The 16,583-nt window shown below is 73.4% G+C and carries 17 protein-coding genes; 5 read left to right on the forward strand and 12 right to left on the reverse strand.

Translation table 11 applies throughout. The features are described 5' to 3' along the window. Positions 1 to 20: 20 nt before the first annotated feature. From ACZ7LK_RS03300 to efeO, 4 genes are read right to left on the reverse strand one after another with little or no spacing between them, the layout of a single operon-like run. Positions 21 to 962 (reverse strand): SCO2278 family lipoprotein, encoded by a 942-nt coding sequence (locus ACZ7LK_RS03300; RefSeq protein ID WP_469464449.1) that lies wholly within the window; start codon positions 960 to 962, stop codon positions 21 to 23. Beyond that, the gene (gene efeU / locus ACZ7LK_RS03305; RefSeq protein WP_392276594.1) at positions 889 to 1,875 is read right to left on the reverse strand and encodes an iron uptake transporter permease EfeU; all 987 of its coding nucleotides are present in this window, start codon (positions 1,873 to 1,875) and stop codon (positions 889 to 891) included. Before efeU ends, ACZ7LK_RS03300 begins: the two co-directional genes overlap by 74 nt. A gap of 15 nt (positions 1,876 to 1,890) precedes the next feature. Continuing rightward, positions 1,891 to 3,132 (reverse strand): iron uptake transporter deferrochelatase/peroxidase subunit, encoded by a 1,242-nt coding sequence (gene efeB / locus ACZ7LK_RS03310; RefSeq protein WP_471138160.1) that lies wholly within the window; start codon positions 3,130 to 3,132, stop codon positions 1,891 to 1,893. A gap of 6 nt (positions 3,133 to 3,138) precedes the next feature. Then, positions 3,139 to 4,281, reverse strand: coding sequence for an iron uptake system protein EfeO (gene efeO, locus ACZ7LK_RS03315; protein ID WP_392276596.1), 1,143 nt, complete (start codon positions 4,279 to 4,281; stop codon positions 3,139 to 3,141). Between the two features lie 236 nt (positions 4,282 to 4,517). Between efeO and ACZ7LK_RS03320 the strand changes: the two genes are divergently transcribed. Then, positions 4,518 to 5,168: a PhzF family phenazine biosynthesis protein gene (locus ACZ7LK_RS03320; protein ID WP_392276597.1), complete on the forward strand. Its 651-nt coding sequence runs from the start codon at positions 4,518 to 4,520 to the stop codon at positions 5,166 to 5,168. On the opposite strand, the gene ACZ7LK_RS03325 is transcribed toward ACZ7LK_RS03320, so the two are convergent. Together ACZ7LK_RS03325 and map are read right to left on the reverse strand one after the other, a co-directional pair. Next, a complete protein-coding gene (locus ACZ7LK_RS03325; protein ID WP_392276598.1) occupies positions 5,158 to 5,823 on the reverse strand; it encodes a biliverdin-producing heme oxygenase in 666 nt (221 codons plus the stop codon). The genes ACZ7LK_RS03320 and ACZ7LK_RS03325 overlap by 11 nt on opposite strands. A 133-nt stretch (positions 5,824 to 5,956) precedes the next feature. After that, on the reverse strand, positions 5,957 to 6,814 hold the full coding sequence (map, locus tag ACZ7LK_RS03330) for a type I methionyl aminopeptidase (RefSeq protein WP_469464435.1): 858 nt from the start codon (positions 6,812 to 6,814) through the stop codon (positions 5,957 to 5,959). Positions 6,815 to 6,872: 58 nt separating this feature from the next. Between map and ACZ7LK_RS03335 the strand changes: the two genes are divergently transcribed. Then, a complete protein-coding gene (locus tag ACZ7LK_RS03335; protein WP_392276600.1) occupies positions 6,873 to 7,100 on the forward strand; it encodes a hypothetical protein in 228 nt (75 codons plus the stop codon). A 63-nt stretch (positions 7,101 to 7,163) separates the two neighbouring features. Here the strand turns inward: ACZ7LK_RS03335 and ACZ7LK_RS03340 are convergent, their stop codons facing one another. Then, positions 7,164 to 7,769: a hypothetical protein gene (locus ACZ7LK_RS03340; protein ID WP_392276601.1), complete on the reverse strand. Its 606-nt coding sequence runs from the start codon at positions 7,767 to 7,769 to the stop codon at positions 7,164 to 7,166. 101 nt (positions 7,770 to 7,870) lie between these two features. Here ACZ7LK_RS03340 and npdG point away from each other — a divergent pair, with 101 nt between their 5' ends. Together npdG and ACZ7LK_RS03350 are read left to right on the forward strand one after the other, a co-directional pair. After that, positions 7,871 to 8,545 carry an NADPH-dependent F420 reductase gene (npdG, locus tag ACZ7LK_RS03345; protein WP_392276602.1) on the forward strand — a complete coding sequence of 225 codons (675 nt, stop codon included), beginning with the start codon at positions 7,871 to 7,873 and terminating at the stop codon, positions 8,543 to 8,545. 68 nt (positions 8,546 to 8,613) lie between these two features. After that, entirely contained in the window at positions 8,614 to 8,787 is a 174-nt protein-coding gene (locus ACZ7LK_RS03350; protein WP_392276603.1) for a hypothetical protein, read from the forward strand. On the opposite strand, the gene ACZ7LK_RS03355 is transcribed toward ACZ7LK_RS03350, so the two are convergent. Then, positions 8,774 to 9,580, reverse strand: a complete 807-nt coding sequence (locus tag ACZ7LK_RS03355) for a site-2 protease family protein (RefSeq protein WP_469464436.1) — start codon at positions 9,578 to 9,580, stop codon at positions 8,774 to 8,776. The two genes, ACZ7LK_RS03350 and ACZ7LK_RS03355, sit on opposite strands and share 14 nt — an antisense overlap. An 87-nt stretch (positions 9,581 to 9,667) precedes the next feature. On the opposite strand from ACZ7LK_RS03355, the gene ACZ7LK_RS03360 reads away from it, so the two are divergent. Then, positions 9,668 to 12,973 carry an AfsR/SARP family transcriptional regulator gene (locus tag ACZ7LK_RS03360; RefSeq protein ID WP_469464437.1) on the forward strand — a complete coding sequence of 1,102 codons (3,306 nt, stop codon included), beginning with the start codon at positions 9,668 to 9,670 and terminating at the stop codon, positions 12,971 to 12,973. Positions 12,974 to 12,976: 3 nt separating this feature from the next. Here ACZ7LK_RS03360 and ACZ7LK_RS03365 read toward each other — a convergent pair whose 3' ends face one another. From ACZ7LK_RS03365 to panB, 4 genes are all read right to left on the reverse strand, one after another. Next, positions 12,977 to 13,783, reverse strand: coding sequence for an ABC transporter permease (locus ACZ7LK_RS03365; protein ID WP_392276606.1), 807 nt, complete (start codon positions 13,781 to 13,783; stop codon positions 12,977 to 12,979). After that, positions 13,780 to 14,778 (reverse strand): ATP-binding cassette domain-containing protein, encoded by a 999-nt coding sequence (locus ACZ7LK_RS03370; protein WP_392276607.1) that lies wholly within the window; start codon positions 14,776 to 14,778, stop codon positions 13,780 to 13,782. The genes ACZ7LK_RS03365 and ACZ7LK_RS03370 overlap by 4 nt, the downstream gene beginning before the upstream one ends. A 111-nt stretch (positions 14,779 to 14,889) precedes the next feature. After that, positions 14,890 to 15,261, reverse strand: coding sequence for a cupin domain-containing protein (locus ACZ7LK_RS03375; protein WP_392276608.1), 372 nt, complete (start codon positions 15,259 to 15,261; stop codon positions 14,890 to 14,892). 169 nt (positions 15,262 to 15,430) lie between these two features. Further along, a complete protein-coding gene (panB, locus tag ACZ7LK_RS03380) occupies positions 15,431 to 16,294 on the reverse strand; it encodes a 3-methyl-2-oxobutanoate hydroxymethyltransferase (RefSeq protein WP_392276609.1) in 864 nt (287 codons plus the stop codon). Between the last annotated feature and the right edge of the window lie 289 nt (positions 16,295 to 16,583).

Below are 16,583 nucleotides of genomic sequence, written 5' to 3' on the forward strand. Positions count from 1 at the left end.
GCCCGGCCACCCCGGCCGGGTCACGACCCGGTGGCCGCGGTGACGCCCTGGAGCCGGCTCAGCACCGTCACCTGGTCCGCCGTGGCACCGGCGGGCTTCACCAGCGCCGCCTGGCTGGTCACCCACTCCTTGGTGAGGGTGCTCCTGACCTCGCCCGTCATCAGCGCGCGCACATCGGGGTTCACCTTCGGCCGGTACCCCTTGGCCGCCACCTGCCGGTCGTAGAACCGCGTCGCGAAGAAGACCAGCGCGCCGCCGTCCTCGGTCGTCAGGGCGAGGGGGGCGTAGTCACCGGTGTCGAGCGGCTGGTCCACGTACTGCGTGGCGAGCCCCGGGCGCTTGCCGACCCTGGCGCGCTCGTCGCGCCACACCGAGGTGTGCGGACCGGCGGTGAAGTGCGCCGGCTTGCCCGTCTGGAGGTACGAGGAGTACTCCTCGCTCAGGTTCTTCGGCGCCACCGCCAGCGACGCGGAGTCCGGCGCCGCCGGCTCGGCCCAGCCGTCCGCGTCCGTCCGGAACGCGGGCACCCCGGCGGCCGGCAGGATCTGGAGGTAGGCGACCTCCCAGAGCTGCTGGGGCCCGTTGCGGACGAAGACCAGCACCCAGCGGTTGTCGTCCGCGCCCCGGTCGGTGTCCCGGTTGGAGTCGGTGTCCGCGACGAACCAGCGCGGCCAGCCCGCCTTCTTGGGGATGGCGTACCGGGCGTCGGTCAGCTCCAGCGGCCGGTGGGCGGGGTTGCCGCCCGGGCTGGTGACGCTGCGGGCCTTGAGACCGGCCTGGTTGATCGCCCCCAGCGCGCCGGTGACCCGGCCCGCGTCCAGGGCCGGGTCGTAGGCCTTGTCGGCCTTGTTGTACGCCTCGGTGAAGTCGGCGAGTGCCTCGGCCGCCTCAGCCTTCGTCACCGACGGGACGACCGCCAGCTCGCCGTGCACCGTCACGCACCCGCTCGCCGTCAGCGCCAGTACCGTCGCCGTCGCCGTCGCGAGCCCCGCCGCCCGGCCCCGAACCCGACTCCGCCCCAGCCTTCTCATCGGTTGCCTTCTGCTCCTCGACCCCCACTGACCGTCCGAACCCTACCGGGGCCAGGAACAGCGCGAGCGTGGGGACCAGATACAGGGCCCACACCGTGACCTGAAGGACGGTCGGGTCGGGCTGGAAGTTGAAGACGCCCTTCAGCAGCGTCCCGTACCAGCTGTCCGGCGGGACGGTGGCGCTGACGTCGAACGCCTTGTCCGCCAGGCCGCCGAGGAAGCGCGCCTCCTGGAGGTCGTGCACGCCGTACGCCAGCACGCCGGCGGCCACCACGACCAGCATCCCGCCGGTCCAGGTGAAGAACCGCGCCAGGTTGATCCGCAGCGCGCCCCGGTAGAACAGCCAGCCCAGCACCACCGCCGTGGCGATGCCCAGCAGCACGCCCACCAGCGGGTCCGAGGACCCCGCCTCGTCGGTCGCCGCCCGCACCGAGGCCCACACGAACAGCGCGGTCTCCAGGCCCTCCCGGCCCACCGCGAGGAACGCGGTGGCCACCAGGGCGCCCGTGCCCAGCCGGAGGGCGGCGTCGAGCCGTCCGTGCAGCTCGGCCTTCAGGTGCCGCGCGGTGCGCCGCATCCAGAAGACCATCCACGTCACCAGGCCCACCGCGAGGATGGACAGCGAGCCGCCCAGCAGTTCCTGCGCCTCGAACGTCAGCTCCTGGGAACCGAATTCCAGGACGCAGCCGAACGCCAGCGCCAGCCCCACCGCGATGCCGATGCCGGCCCAGACCGGCTTCAGCGCGTCCCGCCGCCCGGTCTTCACCAGGTACGCGACGAGGATGCACACGACCAGGCTGGCCTCCAGGCCCTCGCGCAGCCCGATCAGATAGTTGCCGAACATTCCTGTCCCGTCCCCTCAGCCGAACAGCGCCCGGCCCCACCAGTCGTCCGCGCCGCGGACGCCCGGCGGGACGGCGAACAGCGCCGAACCCACGTGCTGGATGTACTCGTTGAGCACGTCGTGGCGTGCGAGCCGGGTCTGCACCGGGAGGAATCCGGTGCGTACGTCCCGCTGGTACGCCAGGAAGAACAGGCCCGCGTCCAGCCGGCCCAGCCCGTCGGTGCCGTCCGTGAAGGAGTAGCCGCGGCGCAGCATCCGCGCCCCGCCGTTGGAGTCGGGGTGCGCGAGGCGCACATGCGCCTCGGGCTTCATGGCCGGGAGGAACGGCTCGTCGTGTTCCTTCGCCTTGCCGACCGGGGCGCCCTCGCCCTTGTCGCGGCCGAAGATGTCCTCCTGCTCCTGCAACGGGGTGCGGTCCCAGGTCTCGACGTTCATCCGGATGCGGCGGGCCACCAGGTAGGAGCCGCCGGCCAGCCACTCGGGGCCGTCCTTGGGGGAGACCCACACGTGCTTGTCGAGCGCGGCGGTGTCGGTGCCGGCGATGTTGCGGGTGCCGTCCTTGAAACCGAAGAGGTTCCGCGGGGTCTGCGCGTCGGGCGTCGTCGAGGACGTCTTGCCGAAACCGAGCTGGGACCAGCGCACCGCGACCCGGCCGAAGCCGATGCGGGCGAGGTTGCGGATGGCGTGCACCGCCACCTGCGGGTCGTCGGCGCACGCCTGGACGCACAGGTCGCCGCCGCTGCGGGCCCGGTCGAGGTTGTCGCCGGGGAACGGCGGCAGCTCCGTGAGCGCCGCCGGCCGCCGGTCCGCCAGGCCGAAGCGCCCGTCGAACAGCGACGGGCCGAACCCGATGGTGAGCGTGAGCCGCGAGGGCTTGAGGCCCAGCGCCTCGCCGGTGTCGTCCGGCGGGGCCTCGGGCAGCCCGCCGTACGCGCCCTCGCCGACCTCGCGGCCCGTGGTCAGCCGCTCGGCCGCCCGCGTCCACTCCTTCAGCAGTCGCACCAGCTCGGCGCGGTCCTTCGTCTTCACGTCGAACGCGGCGAAGTGCAGCCGGTCCTGGACGGGCGTGGCGATGCCCGCCTGGTGGGGGCCGTGGAAGGGCACCGCGGCGCCGGTGTCCGCGGCGGGCGCCGCCCGGTCCAGCGGGTCGGTCACGGCCATGGCGCCGCCGGCCGCCGCGGCGCCGAGGGCGAGGCCCGCCCCTCCCCAGCCGAGGAGGGCGCGCCGCGAGGGGGTCGTCTTCTCGTCGTCGGCCATGGGGTCCTACTTCACCACCGCGGCGGCGAGCTTGGACAGCGGCTCCGCCAGGGCGTTGACCCCGTCGGACAGCTCCTTGCGCTGCCCGGCGGAGACCTTGTCGTAGGGGGTGAAGTCGTAGGAGGCCTTGTCGGCGCGGTACTTGTCCAGCAGGCCGTTCAGCGCCGCGAACTGCTTGTCGAGCTGGGCGACGAGCGCCGGGTCGTTCTTGGCGGCGACCGGCTTCAGCAGCTCGAAGGACTTCTGGGCGCCCTCGACGTTGGCCTTGAAGTCGACCAGGTCGGTGTGGGAGTAGCGCTCCTCCTCGCCCGTGACCTTGCCGGTGGCGACCTCGTCCAGCAGCTCCTTGGCGCCGTTGGCCATCGAGGTGGGCGTGATCTCGGCCTTGCCGACCCGCTTCACCCAGTCGGCCAGGTCCTTGTCGAGGGTGTCGGCGAGGGTCTTGGCGTCGGGACCGAGCTTCTTCTCCTGCCACAGCGCCTTCTCCAGGCGGTGCCAGCCCGTCCACGCCTGGCCCTTCTCCAGGCCGTCCTCGCGGACGTCGACCTTGGGGTCGATGTCGCCGAAGGACTCGGCGACCGGCTCGGTGCGCTCCCAGCCGATGCGGGAGGCGGCGTACGCCTTCTTGGCGGCCTCGACGTCACCGGCGCGGACGGCGTCGGTGAAGGTCTTCACCTTGGGCAGGGTCTCGTCGGCCTGCTGCTGGACGTACTGGCGGTACGCGGCGACGGCGGCGTCCATCTCGGGGGAGCGGGTGGCGGTCCTGCCGCCGGTGGCCGTGACCTTCTGCCGGATGCCCTCGCCCTTCATGCCGGGCTTGCAGGCGATCTCGTAGTCGCCGGCCTTCACCTCGGCGGTGATGGTCGCCTTGGTGCCGGGGCCGATGTTCTCGCGCTCGGTGACGATCCGGTCGTCCGGGAAGAGGACGTAGACCTCGGTGACCTTGGAGCCCTTGTTCTCCACGGCCAGCTTGACGTGGCCGGCGGGGAACTCCTTCTTCGACACCTCGCAGGCGTCGTCCTTGGCGATGACCCGGACGGCGCCGTCACCGGCCTTGGCGTCGCTCTTCTCGGCGCAGCCCGTGACGGAGGTCAGAGCGGCCAGGGAAGCGGCGGCGGTGACGACGAGGGGCAGACGGACGGGTCGCATACGGGCTCCGAGGAGGGGATCAGGTGCTGTCGGTACGGGGCAGGGGCGAAGGGTTCGAGGTGAGGCGAACCTTACTTAAGGGAGCCTTACAAGCCGGCGACTCAGGGCGGTAACGGACGGTTCATGGGTAGCCCATCGGCGGGTCAAGTGCTGGTCAAGTGGCGATCATTATTCCGCTTTGTGCCGCTTCGTCCCCCCGCCGGTCCCGGCGTCCGCGCCCGTGCTTCAATGCCCGGGTGAACACTGCATACGACGTGCTCGCCGTCTTCTGCGGGGGCGACGGCCGCCACGGCAACCTCCTCGGTGTCGTGCGCGACGGAAGGGCCCACCCCGACGAGGCGTCCCGTCAGGCGTTCGCCAAGCAGCTCGGCCACAGCGAGACGGTGTTCGTCGACGACCCCGAGCGCGGGGTCGTCGACATCTACACCCCCGGCGTCCGCCTGCCCTTCGCCGGCCACCCGCTCGTGGGCACCGCCTGGCTGCTGGACCTGGAGGTGCTGAACCCTCCGGCCGGCGAGGTCTGGGCCCGGCACGACGGCGAGTTCACCTGGATCACGGCCCGCGCGGAGTGGGCCCCGCCCCGGACCCTGCGCCAGTACGCCTCGGCCGCCGAGGTGGACGCGCTGGAGGTGCCCCCGCCCGGCGAGTGGATCTACGCCTGGGCCTGGGAGGAGGAGGCCGCCGGCCGGGTACGGGCCCGGGCGTTCCCCGGGCGGGGCGACGGCATCGACGAGGACGAGGCCACCGGCGCCGCCGCCCTGCTGCTCACCGCCCGCCTGGGCCGGGCGCTGAACATCGCCCAGGGCCGCGGGTCCCAGCTCCTGACGGCGCCCGGCCCCGACGGCACCATCGAACTCGGCGGCCGGGTGCGCGAGGTCAGGCGCTGAGCGGGAACTCGTCCGCGAGCTGACGGAACACCGCGCCGTTGAAATCGAAGGCGCGCCGGCACTCGTCGATGATCCGCTGCTTCTCCAGGTCGTCCGCCTCCACCCGGTCCAGCAGCTCGCGGTAGCCCCGCTTGAACGCCGCCGGGTTGGGGATCGACGCGAAGACGTAGAACCGCACGCCGTCGCCCTTGCGGGCGAAGCCCCACGTCCGCTCGGCCCGGTCCCGGATGATCTGCCCGCCGGACAGGTCCCCCAGGTAGCGCGTGTAGTGGTGCGCCACGTACCCGCCCGGCCACCGGTGCCCGCACTCCTCGACCCGGGCCGCGTACGCGGCGGTGGCGGGCAGCGGTGCGGCCGCCGCGCGCCAGTCCGGGCCGCGCAGATGGGCCAGGTCCCGCTCCAGCTCGGCGGTGCGGAACAGCTCCGGACGGATGAACGGCCCGGCCACCGGGTCGTCCCGCAGCGCGCCGGCGGCACCCTCCAGGGCCCGGTAGACGAACCAGAGCTGCTCGGTGTAGCGCGCGTAGGCGTCCACCCCGAGCCGGCCGCCGAGCAGGTCGCTCATGAAGGTCGAGTTCTCGGCCTCGGTGTGCTGCTGGTGCGACGCCGTGCGGATGAGCGTCGAGAACGGGGTGGCGGTACCGCTCGTGTCCAAGGCGGGCCTCCGGGGGCCGGGGGTGGAGCGCGGCGGCCGGGGGCCGCCACCGCCGCCGGGCCGCTCCGCCCAGGGAGCCCCGGGCCGGCCGCTTCCCGACGGCCTGTCGGTAAAACGGTACCCACCCGGGGCGTCAGGGCAACGTCAGGATCTCGGCACCGGTGTCCGTGACGACCAGGGTGTGCTCGAACTGCGCGGTCCGCTTGCGGTCCTTCGTCACCACCGTCCAGCCGTCGTCCCACATGTCGTACTCGTGCGTGCCCAGGGTCAGCATCGGCTCGATCGTGAAGGTCATACCGGGCTGGATGACCGTGGTGGCGTGCGGGGAGTCGTAGTGCGGGACGATCAGACCGGAGTGGAACGAGGAATTGATCCCGTGCCCGGTGAAGTCCCGCACCACCCCGTAGCCGAAGCGCTTGGCGTACGACTCGATGACCCGCCCGATGACGTTGATCTGGCGGCCCGGCTTGACCGCCTTGATCGCCCGGTTCAGCGACTCCCGGGTCCGCTCCACCAGCAGCCGCGACTCCTCGTCCACGTCGCCGCACAGGTAGGTGGCGTTGTTGTCGCCGTGGACACCGTGGATGTACGCCGTCACGTCGAGGTTCACGATGTCGCCGTCGCGCAGCACGGTGGAGTCCGGGATGCCGTGGCAGATGACCTCGTTGACCGAGGAGCACAGCGACTTCGGGAAGCCCCGGTAACCGAGCGTCGAGGGGTAGGCGCCGTGGTCGCACATGTACTCGTGCGCGACCCGGTCCAGCTCGTCCGTGGTCACACCCGGCGCGATGTGCTTGGCGGCCTCCTCCATCGCCCGCGCCGCGATGCGGCCCGCGACGCGCATCCGCTCGATGGTGTCGGCGTCCTGCACCTCCGGGCCGGTGTACGGCGTCGGGGCGGGCCTGCCCACGTAGTCGGGGCGGCGGATGGATCCGGGAACGGAACGGGTGGGGGAGAGTTCCCCTGGTACGAGCAGCGACTGGCCAGACATGCCAGCGAGTCTAACCAGCCGTCGCGGGGGCACCCTTGCGACAGAGGAAGGAGCCGACATGGCCTTGTTCAAGAGGCGCGCCGTCGCGAAGGCGGGCGAGTGGTACTACTGCCTGAAGCACGGAACGGTCGAGGAGGGCCCGGAGTGCCGGGCGGCGGACCGCTTCGGCCCGTACGCGACCCGTGAGGAGGCTTCCCGCGCGATGGACACCGCCCGGGAGCGCAACCTCGACTGGGAGACCGACCCCAAGTGGCACGACACCCCGAAGGACGAGGACACCCCCTGACGGGCGGCCCCGGCGCGGACGCGGGCGCGCCGGGATGACGGTCCCGGCCCGCCGCGGCCCGCCCTACCACAGCCGGGGCGGCGGGGCCGTGAGCTGATCGGCCAGCCGGGACAGCCGGTCCCGGAACCGGTGCCGGCCCGGCGGCGCGGCCGGCAGCGTGTTCTCCCCGGCCGCGGCGCTCACCAGGTGCTGGACGATGTCCAGGTCCACCTCGTCCGCCTCCGCCACCGTCAGCGCCTCGTGCGCCAGCCCCCGCACCTCCCGGTCCCCGCCGTCCAGCGACAGCACCGTCGCCCCGGCCCGCCGGGCGTCGTGCACCCGCTCCAGCAGCGCCGCGTCCGGCCGCTCCGGCGCCACCACCAGCAGCGTCGCCCCGCGCCCGGCCGCCTCCAGCCGCCCCAGCCCCACCGACAGGTGCGCCGGACCGGCCGGCGCCGTCCGGTGCCGCACCAGCGTCGGCGCCAGCTCCGGCCGGCCCGACCAGGCCGCCTCGTCCACCAGGTGCGCGGCCAGGTGCCACGGCTCGTACCGCTCCGTCCCCACCAGCAGCAGCCCGCCGCCCCGCGGCACCACCGCGGACCGCAGGACCCCCGCGAACCGGCGCGCCGCCGCCGGCCACTCCGTACCGTCCAGGACCTCGCGCAGCAGCGCGACACGTACGGCATCCATGGCGCCGTATCGTGCCCCCGCCGGCGCCCCTGAGGCGGCCGTTCCGCGTCGTGTCACCCGCACGGGGGCACCCGCCGTCACGCCACGTACTGTCAGGGACCATGACTACTGATCCGTACGACCTCCCCGACGTCTCCGGGCTCGTCGTCGGTGTCCTCGGCGGCACCGGCGACCAGGGCCGCGGCCTCGCCTACCGCCTCGCCCGCGCCGGCCAGAAGGTGATCATCGGTTCGCGGGCCGCCGAGCGCGCCCGGGCCGCGGCCGCCGAACTCGGCCGGGGCGTCGAGGGCGCCGACAACGCCGAGTGCGCCCGGCGCAGCGACATCGTGATCATCGCCGTGCCGTGGGACGGGCACGCCGCGACCCTCACCGCGCTGCGCGAGGAACTGAGCGGCAAGCTCGTCATCGACTGCGTCAACCCGCTCGGCTTCGACAAGAAGGGCGCTTACGCCCTCAAGCCCGAGGAGGGCAGCGCCGCCGAGCAGGCCGCCGCCCTGCTGCCCGACTCGCGCGTCACGGCCGCCTTCCACCACCTGTCCGCCGTCCTCCTCCAGGACGAGACGGTCGACGAGATCGACACGGACGTGCTGGTGCTGGGCGAGAAGCGCGCCGACACCGACCTGGTGCAGGCCCTCGCCGCCCGCATCCCCGGCATGCGGGGCGTGTTCGCCGGCCGGCTGCGGGGCGCCCACCAGGTGGAGGCGCTGGTCGCCAACCTCATCTCGGTCAACCGCCGCTACAAGGTCCACGCCGGACTGCGCGTGACCGACGTCTGACGGCCGCCGGGCATGGGGGACACTGGACGGGCACGTCTCACGCCGTACCCGGACAGGAGCCGACCCCCATGCCCCGCCTCGCTCTGTACGCCCTCGCCGTCTGCGTCCTCGCGGTCGCCGCGGCCGTGGTCTCCTTCACCCAGGGCACCTGGCTCGGCATCGTGTGGGTGCTGCTGGCCGGTGTCTCCTCCAACATGGCGTGGTACTACCACCGCCGGGCCAAGCACGTCACTGGTCGATGATCGCCGAGCAGCCCGGGTGCTGCTCCTGCCAGAAGCGGTAGAGGTTCTGCCCGCAGTACGTCTCGACCTCCTGCACGCCCAGCCCGTCCAGCACCGTGTCGACCAGTCCGAAGAAAGCCTGGTTGATCTCCGGGACGAAGAGCAGCGCGAACACCGCGAGCAGCCCGAAGGGCGCGAACGGCTCCACCTGGCGGCGCACCTTGTACGACAGCCACGGCTCGATCACGCCGTAGCCGTCCAGGCCCGGCACCGGCAGGAAGTTCAGGATCGCCGCCGTCACCTGCAACAGCGCCAGGAACGCCAGCGCGAAGCGGAAGCCGGACGGCACGCCGTCCAGGCTGCCCAGCCAGAACGGGGCGGTGCACACGACGGCGAACAGGACGTTCGTCAGCGGGCCCGCCGCCGAGACGAGGCTGTGCTTCCACCGCCCCCGGATACGGTCGCGCTCGATGAAGACCGCCCCGCCCGGCAGGCCGATGCCGCCCATGATGACGAACACCACCGGCAGCACGATGCTCAGCAGCGCGTGCGTGTACTTCAGCGGGTTGAGGGTCAGATAGCCCTTCGCCCCGATGGTGATGTCACCGCCGTGCAGCGCGGTGCGGGCGTGCGCGTACTCGTGCAGGCACAGCGAGACGACCCACCCGGACGTCACGAAGAGGAAGACGGCGAGGCCCAGGTTGGCCGAGAAGCCCGTCCACACCGCCCATCCGGTGACCGCCATGACGGCGGCGATCCCGAGGAAGACGGGGCTGATCCTCCGGTCGCCGGTGCGGGAGGTGGCGGTGGCCATGGGGGGCGCTCCTGAGGGTGGGCGGGTCTGGTGGTGACCGACCGTACCGGACGCGGCGCGCGGGCCGGGGGCGGGGACAATGGGGCGGTGCGCATCTCCCTGCTCGGTCCCACACAGGTCCACCGCGCGGACGGCTCCGCCGTACCGGTAGGCGGGGCGCGGCTGCGCGCGCTGCTGACCGTCCTGGCGCTGCGCGCCGGGCGGACCGTCCCGGCCGGGCTCCTCGTCGACGAGGTGTGGGGCGGCGCGCCGCCCGCCGACGCCACCGGCGCGCTCCAGGCACTGGTGGGGCGGTTGCGGCGGGCGCTCGGGCCGGACATCGTCGTCTCGTCGGCGGGCGGGTACCGGCTCGGTGCAGACCCGGACGACGTCGACCTGCACCGCTTCGAGCGGCTGGCCGCCGAGGGCGTACGAGCCCTGGAGACGGGCGACCCGGCCGGGGCGGTGACCGCCCTGGGCGAGGCGCTCGCGCTGTGGCGGGGCGGCGCGCTCGCGGACCTGCCCGACCGGGCGGCCGAGGCGGCGCCCCGGGAGGCCCGCCGCCGGGAGGCCCGCCGGGCCCGGCTCGCGGCGCTGCTGGCACTGGGGCGGGCGGAGGAGACGCTGCCGGAACTGGCCGGTCTGTGCGGCGAGTTCCCGCTCGACGAACCGCTCCAGGCGCTGCGGATCCGCGCCCTGCGCGCGGTGGGCCGCCCGGCGGAGGCCCTCGCCGCGTACGAGGCGGTACGCCGGGACCTGGCCGCCCGCCTCGGTACCGACCCCTGCCCCGAGCTCCGCGCCCTCCACACCGAACTCCTCACCCCGCCCCCGGCCCCCGGGGCGGCCGGTGTCCCAAGCAACGGCGACGGCGGCACCGGCGGGGCGCGGCGGGTGGGGAACCTGCGCGCGCGGTTGACGAGCTTCGTGGGGCGCGAGGAGGACATCGGGGCCGTCCTCGGCGACCTCGCGCGGGCCCGGCTGGTGACCCTGCTCGGGCCCGGCGGCGCCGGGAAGACGCGGCTGTCGCAGGAGGCGGCCGAGCGCGGCGGGGCCGCCTGGCCCGACGGGGTGTGGCTGGCCGAGCTCGCGCCGGTCGACGACCCCGACGCCGTACCGGACGCCGTGCTCACCGCCCTCGGGGCGCGCCAGACCGTGCTGCGCGGCGCCGGCGCCGAGGGGCTGCGGGCGGCCGAGCGGCACGGCGACACCGGCGACGCCCTCGTACGCCTCGCCGAACACTGCTCGCGGCGCCGCATGCTGATCCTGCTGGACAACTGCGAGCACGTCGTCACCGCCGCCGCCACCCTCGCCGAGCGGCTGCTGGAGGAGTGCCCCGGGCTCACCGTCCTCGCCACCAGCCGGGAACCCCTCGGCGTGCCCGGCGAGACCGTGCGCCCGGTCGACCCGCTGCCCGACCCCATGGCGCTGCGGCTGCTCGCCGAGCGCGGGGCGGCCGCGCGGCCGGGTTTCGACGTGGCCGACGACCCCGACGCGTGCGCCGAGATCTGCCGGCGCCTCGACGGCCTGCCGCTCGCCATCGAACTCGCCGCCGCCCGCCTCCGGATGCTCACCCCGCGCCGGATCGCCGACCGGCTCGACGACCGCTTCCGGCTCCTCACCGGCGGCAGCCGGACCGTCCTGCCCCGCCAGCAGACCCTGCGCGCGGTCGTCGACTGGTCGTGGGACCTCCTCGACGCACCGGAACGGGCGGTGTTGCGGCGGCTGTCGGTGTTCTCCGGCGGCTGCGACCTGGACGCCGCCGAGGCGGTCTGCGGCGGGCCGGAGGTGCCGGACGTCCTGGACGCCCTCGGGTCCCTCGTCGACAAGTCCCTCGTCGTCGCCGCCCCCACCGAGAGCGGCGACATGCGCTACCGCCTCCTCGAAACGGTCGCCGAGTACGCCGCCGAACGCCTCGACGAGGCCGGCGACCGGCCCGGCACCGAGCGCCGCCACCTCGTCCACTACCGCGAACTCGCCCGTACCACGGACCCGGAACTGCGCGGCGCCCGCCAGCGCACCGCGCTCGCCCGGTTCCAGCGGGAGTACGAGAACCTCCGCTCCGCGCTGCGCCGCGCCGTCGCCGCCCGCGACGAGCAGGAGGCGCTCTGCCTCGTGCTGTCGCTCGTCTGGTACTGGCACATGCGCGACCTGCGCACCGACGCCCTCCACTGGGCCGAGGCCACCGCCGCCCTCGGCCCCGACCCGTTCGCCCCGCCCGTCGCCCCCGCCCCGCCGCTCACCACGCGCTGCACCGACGCCCCGCCGCCGATGAGCGACGAGCAGGTGGCGGAGGCACGGCGCGGGGTGCGCCTGGTGCAACTGGCCAGCATGGACCACCAGACGGCGACCTGGACCACCCCGGAGGGGCTGGAACGGGCGCGCCGGATCAGGAGCGCGTACCGGCCCGGGCTGCCGCAGACCTGCTGGATGCCCGGCACCCTGTGGTGGTACGCGGTACTGCTCACCGGCGAGGCCGACCAGCTACGCGGCCTCCTGGACGACACCGTCGGGGCGTGCCGGGAGTACGGCTACGAGTGGGAGCTGGCCTGCATCCTCCAGATGCGGGCCAACGTGCTGGCCAACCGGAGCGACTGGGCGGGCGACGCGCTCCGCGACGCGGACGAGAGCCTGAAGGTCTTCGGCCGGCTCGGCGACTCGTGGGGCGCGGCCGAGGCGCTGTCGGCGCGCGGGGAGGCCCGGGAACGCCAGGGGGACCACGCGGGTGCCGCCGAGGACTTCCTGGCGGCCATGGAACACGCCGACCGGATCGGCGCCCAGGCCCAGATGTCGCTGCTGCGCGTCCGGTACGCCGAGACGCTGAACGAGACGGGACGGGGCGAGGAGGGCGAACGGATCCTGCGCGAGGTCCTGGCCGAGGGCCGGGGCTCGGGGCACGAGGCGGTTCCCGCCGCGCGGCTGTTCCTGGCGCTGTGGCTGGGCCGCAGCGGCCGCACGGGTGAGGCCCGGAGCCAGCTCGACGTACTGATGGAGGAGTTCCGCCCCGGGGCGCTGGCGCTCTTCCAGGGCTTCACGCTCGGCGTGCACGCCTGGCTCGACACCCTGGAGGGCCACTACGACAGCGCGCTCGACCGGGTGTCCCATGCCCTGGCGTACGCCAAGGAGCCGCTGTCGGAGATGATCGCCCCGCACATGCCCGCCGTCCACCTGGTCACCGCGGCCCGCGCGCTGGCCGGTGTCGGCGGCCCGCGGGCGTACACGGCGGCCGTGCTGCTGGGCGCCAACGACGCGCTGCTGCCCGCCGGTTACGTCCGCAGCCCGATGGAGCGGGAGAGCCTGGAGGGCGCCGTGACGGCGACCCGTGCCCGGATCGGGGACGCCGCCTTCGACGCCGGGTACGCCGAGGGCGGCGGCCTCTCCGTCGAGGAGGCCGCCGCCCTGCTGGCCGGCGGGTGACGCTCAGGTCTTCCGGCGGAACCTGGACACCGCGAGCGGCGCCGTGACCAGCGTGATGCCGACCGCCCAGGCCAGCGTCATCCATACGGAGTGGGCGACCGGCCCGCCGTTGATGAGGTTCCGGGCGGCGTCGGCCAGGTTGGACAGCGGGTTGTAGTCGGTGAACGTCTCCAGCCAGCCGGGCATCGACGTCGGCGGGGCGAAGATCGAGGAGCCGAACTGCAAGGGCATCAGCACGAGCATGGCCACCCCCTGCACCGCCTGCGCGGTCTTCATGGTGAGTCCCAGCAGAATGAAGATCCACATCAGGGAGGCACCGAAGACCACCGACAGACCGACCGCCGCCAGCAGGTCCAGCACCGAGGTCTTGATCTCCAGACCGAGGAGGAAGCCCATGCCGAGGAGGATCGTGGTGGCGATCATCATGCGGCCCACCTCGACGACGATCTTCGCGACGAGGACGGACGACCGGGCGATCGGCATCGTCCGGAACCGGTCCATCACCCCCTTCTTGAAGTCGTCGTTGATGCCGGTCCCGACGGCCATGGCGATGTTGAGACCCATCATCGCCATCAGGCCGGGGGTGACGTAGTTGACGTAGTCCTCCTGGTTGCCCTTGCCGGCGATGGCGCCGCCGAAGACGTACACGAACAGCAGGATGAAGACGATCGGCATCAGGACGGCGTCGAACATCGACTCCGGGTCCTGCTTGATCTGAAGGGCGTTGCGGCGCACCAGGGCGCCGATGTGGCGGGCGTTGGCCCGCGGTCCGATGCGGCCCTCGCCGGGCGCCGCCGTCACCGTGCTCACGCGGCGACCTCCTCGGGGATCGTGTCGGACACCGCGGAGGACGTCTTCTCCCCGGTGATGGCCAGGAACACCTCGTCCAGGCTGGGCAGGTGGGTGCCGATGTGCGCGATGCCGAAGCCCCGGGCGGCCAGCAGACCCACCACCGCGGTCAGTTGGGCGTCGGTGAGGATCGGTACGTACAGCAGGCCCTCGTCCGGGACGACCGTCGCCCCCGCGACGCCGGCCAGTCCGCTGTCGCCCAGCGCGCGGGCCATCTCGGGCAGTTGGTCCGGGTCGACGGGCCGGACCTGGAGGGTGCGGCCGCCGACCCTGGCCTTGAGCTCGTCGACCTTGCCGCCGGCGATGACCCGCCCGCGGTCGATGACGGTGAGCTCGTGGGCCAGTTGCTCGGCCTCCTCCATGTACTGGGTGGTGAGCAGGACGGTCACGCCCTCGGCCACCATCCGCTGGACCTCGTCCCAGACCTCGTTGCGGGTACGCGGGTCCAGACCGGTCGTCGGCTCGTCCAGGTAGAGGACGGCCGGCCGGCCGATCATGGACGCGGCCAGGTCGAGACGGCGGCGCATACCGCCGGAGTACGTCATGACGGGCCGCTTGGCGGCCTCCGTCAGCGAGAACCGCTCCAGCATCCCGTCGGCGCGCCGGCGGGCGTCCTTGCGGGACAGATCGAGCAGCCGCCCGATCATGTACAGGTTCTCCCAGCCGGACAGCTTCTCGTCGACCGACGCGTACTGGCCGGTGAGTCCGATGGTGCGGCGGAGCTGCCGCGGCTGGCGCACGACGTCGTACCCGGCGACGGTGGCGGTCCCGGCGTCCGGGACGATCAGGGTGGACAGGCAGCGGACCAGCGTGGTCTTGCCGGCGCCGTTGGGGCCGAGGACGCCCAGGACGGTGCCCTCGCGCACGTCGAGGTCCACTCCGTCCAGTGCCCTGGTCGCGCCGTAGTGCTTGACGAGGCCTCGTACCTCGACGGCGTTGGTGTCGGATCGCTTCATGCCCCCATGGGAGCAGGGCCCGCCGACATGTCACCGACACCGATGACGGCCCACCGGCAGGTCGCCGACGGATCACCGACGGATCACCGACGGGCCGTGGTTCCCGCGTCCCTACGAGGACGCCGGGACGGCGTAGTCGCCGAATCCCACCCAGTCGACGAGGACACAGGGCTCGTCCCCGACCACCCAGGCGTCGTGGCCGGGCTCGACGGCGAAGAAGTCACCGGGGCCCACGTCGTCCTCGCTGCCGTCGTTCATGACGACCTTCATCCGGCCGCTGACGACGTAACAGGCGTGGGAGGCCTCGCAGCTCTCCGTGCCGGCGATGGGCTTGACGTGCTCGGTCCACCGCCAGCCCGGCTCGAACACGGCCCGTCCCACCGGGCCCCGGTCCGTGTTGACCAGATCGAGCCTCCCCTTGCCGTCCTCGAACGGTCGGGTCTCATCCGCGGAGTCGAAGTTCTTGCGGACGATTCCGGGCATGTCCACCACCTCCTGGGCGGCTGGGAACGGGCCCCCGAGTCCACTTCCCAGGCTACGGCCCGGACGAGCCGTCCACACGCCGGCGGCCGGCGCCCGCCCACCCGGGAGGTGACGGCCGACGGCCCGCCGATGGGGGAAGTCGGCGGGCCGTCGTCCGTACCGGGAGTGGCTAGTGGAAGGTGTGCTCCTCCTGCGGGAACGTTCCGCCGGTCACCTCGTCGGCGAACGCCCGCGCCGCGTCGCCGAGCGTCCGCCGGAGGTCGGCGTACTGCTTGGTGAACCGCGGCACCTTGCCGCCGGTCAGGCCCGCCATGTCGGTCCAGACGAGGACCTGCGCGTCCGTGTGGGGACCCGCGCCGATGCCGATGGTCGGGATGTGCAGGGACCGGGTGACCTCGGCGGCCAGCTCGGCCGGCACCAGCTCCAGGACCAGCGCGAAGGCGCCCGCGTCCTGGGCGGCCTTGGCGTCCCGCAGCAGCCGGTGGGCGGCCTCGTCGCCGCGGCCCTGCACCCGGTAGCCCATGGTGTTCACGGACTGCGGCGTCAGGCCCAGGTGCGACATCACCGGGATGCCGGCCTGGACCAGCATCTCGGTCTGCGGCAGCGACCGCTCGCCGCCCTCCAGCTTGATCGCGCCGACGCCCGCCTCCTTGACCAGCCGGGTGGCCGACCGCAGCGCCTGCACCGGGCCCTCCTGGTACGAGCCGAACGGCAGGTCGCCCACCACCAGGGCGCGCCTGGTGCCCCGGACGACGGCGGCGGACAGGATGGCGACCTCGTCGAGCGTGACGGGGACGGTGGTCTCGTAACCGAGGTGGCAGTTGCCCATCGAGTCGCCGACGAGCATGACCGGGATGCCGGCCTCGTCGAAGACGGACGCGGTCATCGCGTCGTAGGCGGTCAGCATGGGCCACTTCTCGCCGCGCTCCTTGGCGCCGGCGATGTCATGGACGGTGATGCGCCGAGTGCCCTTGCCGCCGTACAGCGCCTTGCCGCTGTCGGCGGGCTGCTTGGGGGCAGCCTGAAGCGTCATTGAAAGGCTCCTTCGTCATCTCGAGGCGCCCTCACGGCGTCCCCGGACCACGTCCATGGTGGCACTTCGTGCCGTACGGGGGGAAGTGGGTCCGCGGCCATCTCCGCCACACGCCCCCCGCCCGGCCCGGTTCCCGTTTTGTGCGCGTTCTGTCACAGCCCGCGCTCCGCCCGCAACCCCAGGAACCCGGCGCGCCGCCTCTTCGTCCTCGTGGCAGTACGCCCGTCCCCCGATCCCCTAGGGTCGGGTCCGGGGCGGGGCGTACGACGGAGCACGACGAGCAAGGCAG

The sequence above is a fragment of the Streptomyces sp. NPDC039423 genome (assembly GCF_055598725.1).

Bases quoted from the DNA above. Each gene is read 5' to 3' on its own strand.
- efeU (WP_392276594.1), bottom strand. From the start codon at position 1,875: ATGTTCGGCAACTATCTGATCGGGCTGCGCGAGGGCCTGGAGGCCAGC.
- efeB (WP_471138160.1), bottom strand. From the start codon at position 3,132: ATGGCCGACGACGAGAAGACGACCCCCTCGCGGCGCGCCCTCCTCGGC.
- efeO (WP_392276596.1), bottom strand. From the start codon at position 4,281: ATGCGACCCGTCCGTCTGCCCCTCGTCGTCACCGCCGCCGCTTCCCTG.
- map (WP_469464435.1), bottom strand. From the start codon at position 6,814: ATGTCTGGCCAGTCGCTGCTCGTACCAGGGGAACTCTCCCCCACCCGT.
- ACZ7LK_RS03335 (WP_392276600.1), top strand. From the start codon at position 6,873: ATGGCCTTGTTCAAGAGGCGCGCCGTCGCGAAGGCGGGCGAGTGGTAC.
- ACZ7LK_RS03340 (WP_392276601.1), bottom strand. From the start codon at position 7,769: ATGGATGCCGTACGTGTCGCGCTGCTGCGCGAGGTCCTGGACGGTACG.
- npdG (WP_392276602.1), top strand. From the start codon at position 7,871: ATGACTACTGATCCGTACGACCTCCCCGACGTCTCCGGGCTCGTCGTC.
- ACZ7LK_RS03350 (WP_392276603.1), top strand. From the start codon at position 8,614: ATGCCCCGCCTCGCTCTGTACGCCCTCGCCGTCTGCGTCCTCGCGGTC.
- ACZ7LK_RS03355 (WP_469464436.1), bottom strand. From the start codon at position 9,580: ATGGCCACCGCCACCTCCCGCACCGGCGACCGGAGGATCAGCCCCGTC.
- ACZ7LK_RS03370 (WP_392276607.1), bottom strand. From the start codon at position 14,778: ATGAAGCGATCCGACACCAACGCCGTCGAGGTACGAGGCCTCGTCAAG.
- ACZ7LK_RS03375 (WP_392276608.1), bottom strand. From the start codon at position 15,261: ATGCCCGGAATCGTCCGCAAGAACTTCGACTCCGCGGATGAGACCCGA.
- panB (WP_392276609.1), bottom strand. From the start codon at position 16,294: ATGACGCTTCAGGCTGCCCCCAAGCAGCCCGCCGACAGCGGCAAGGCG.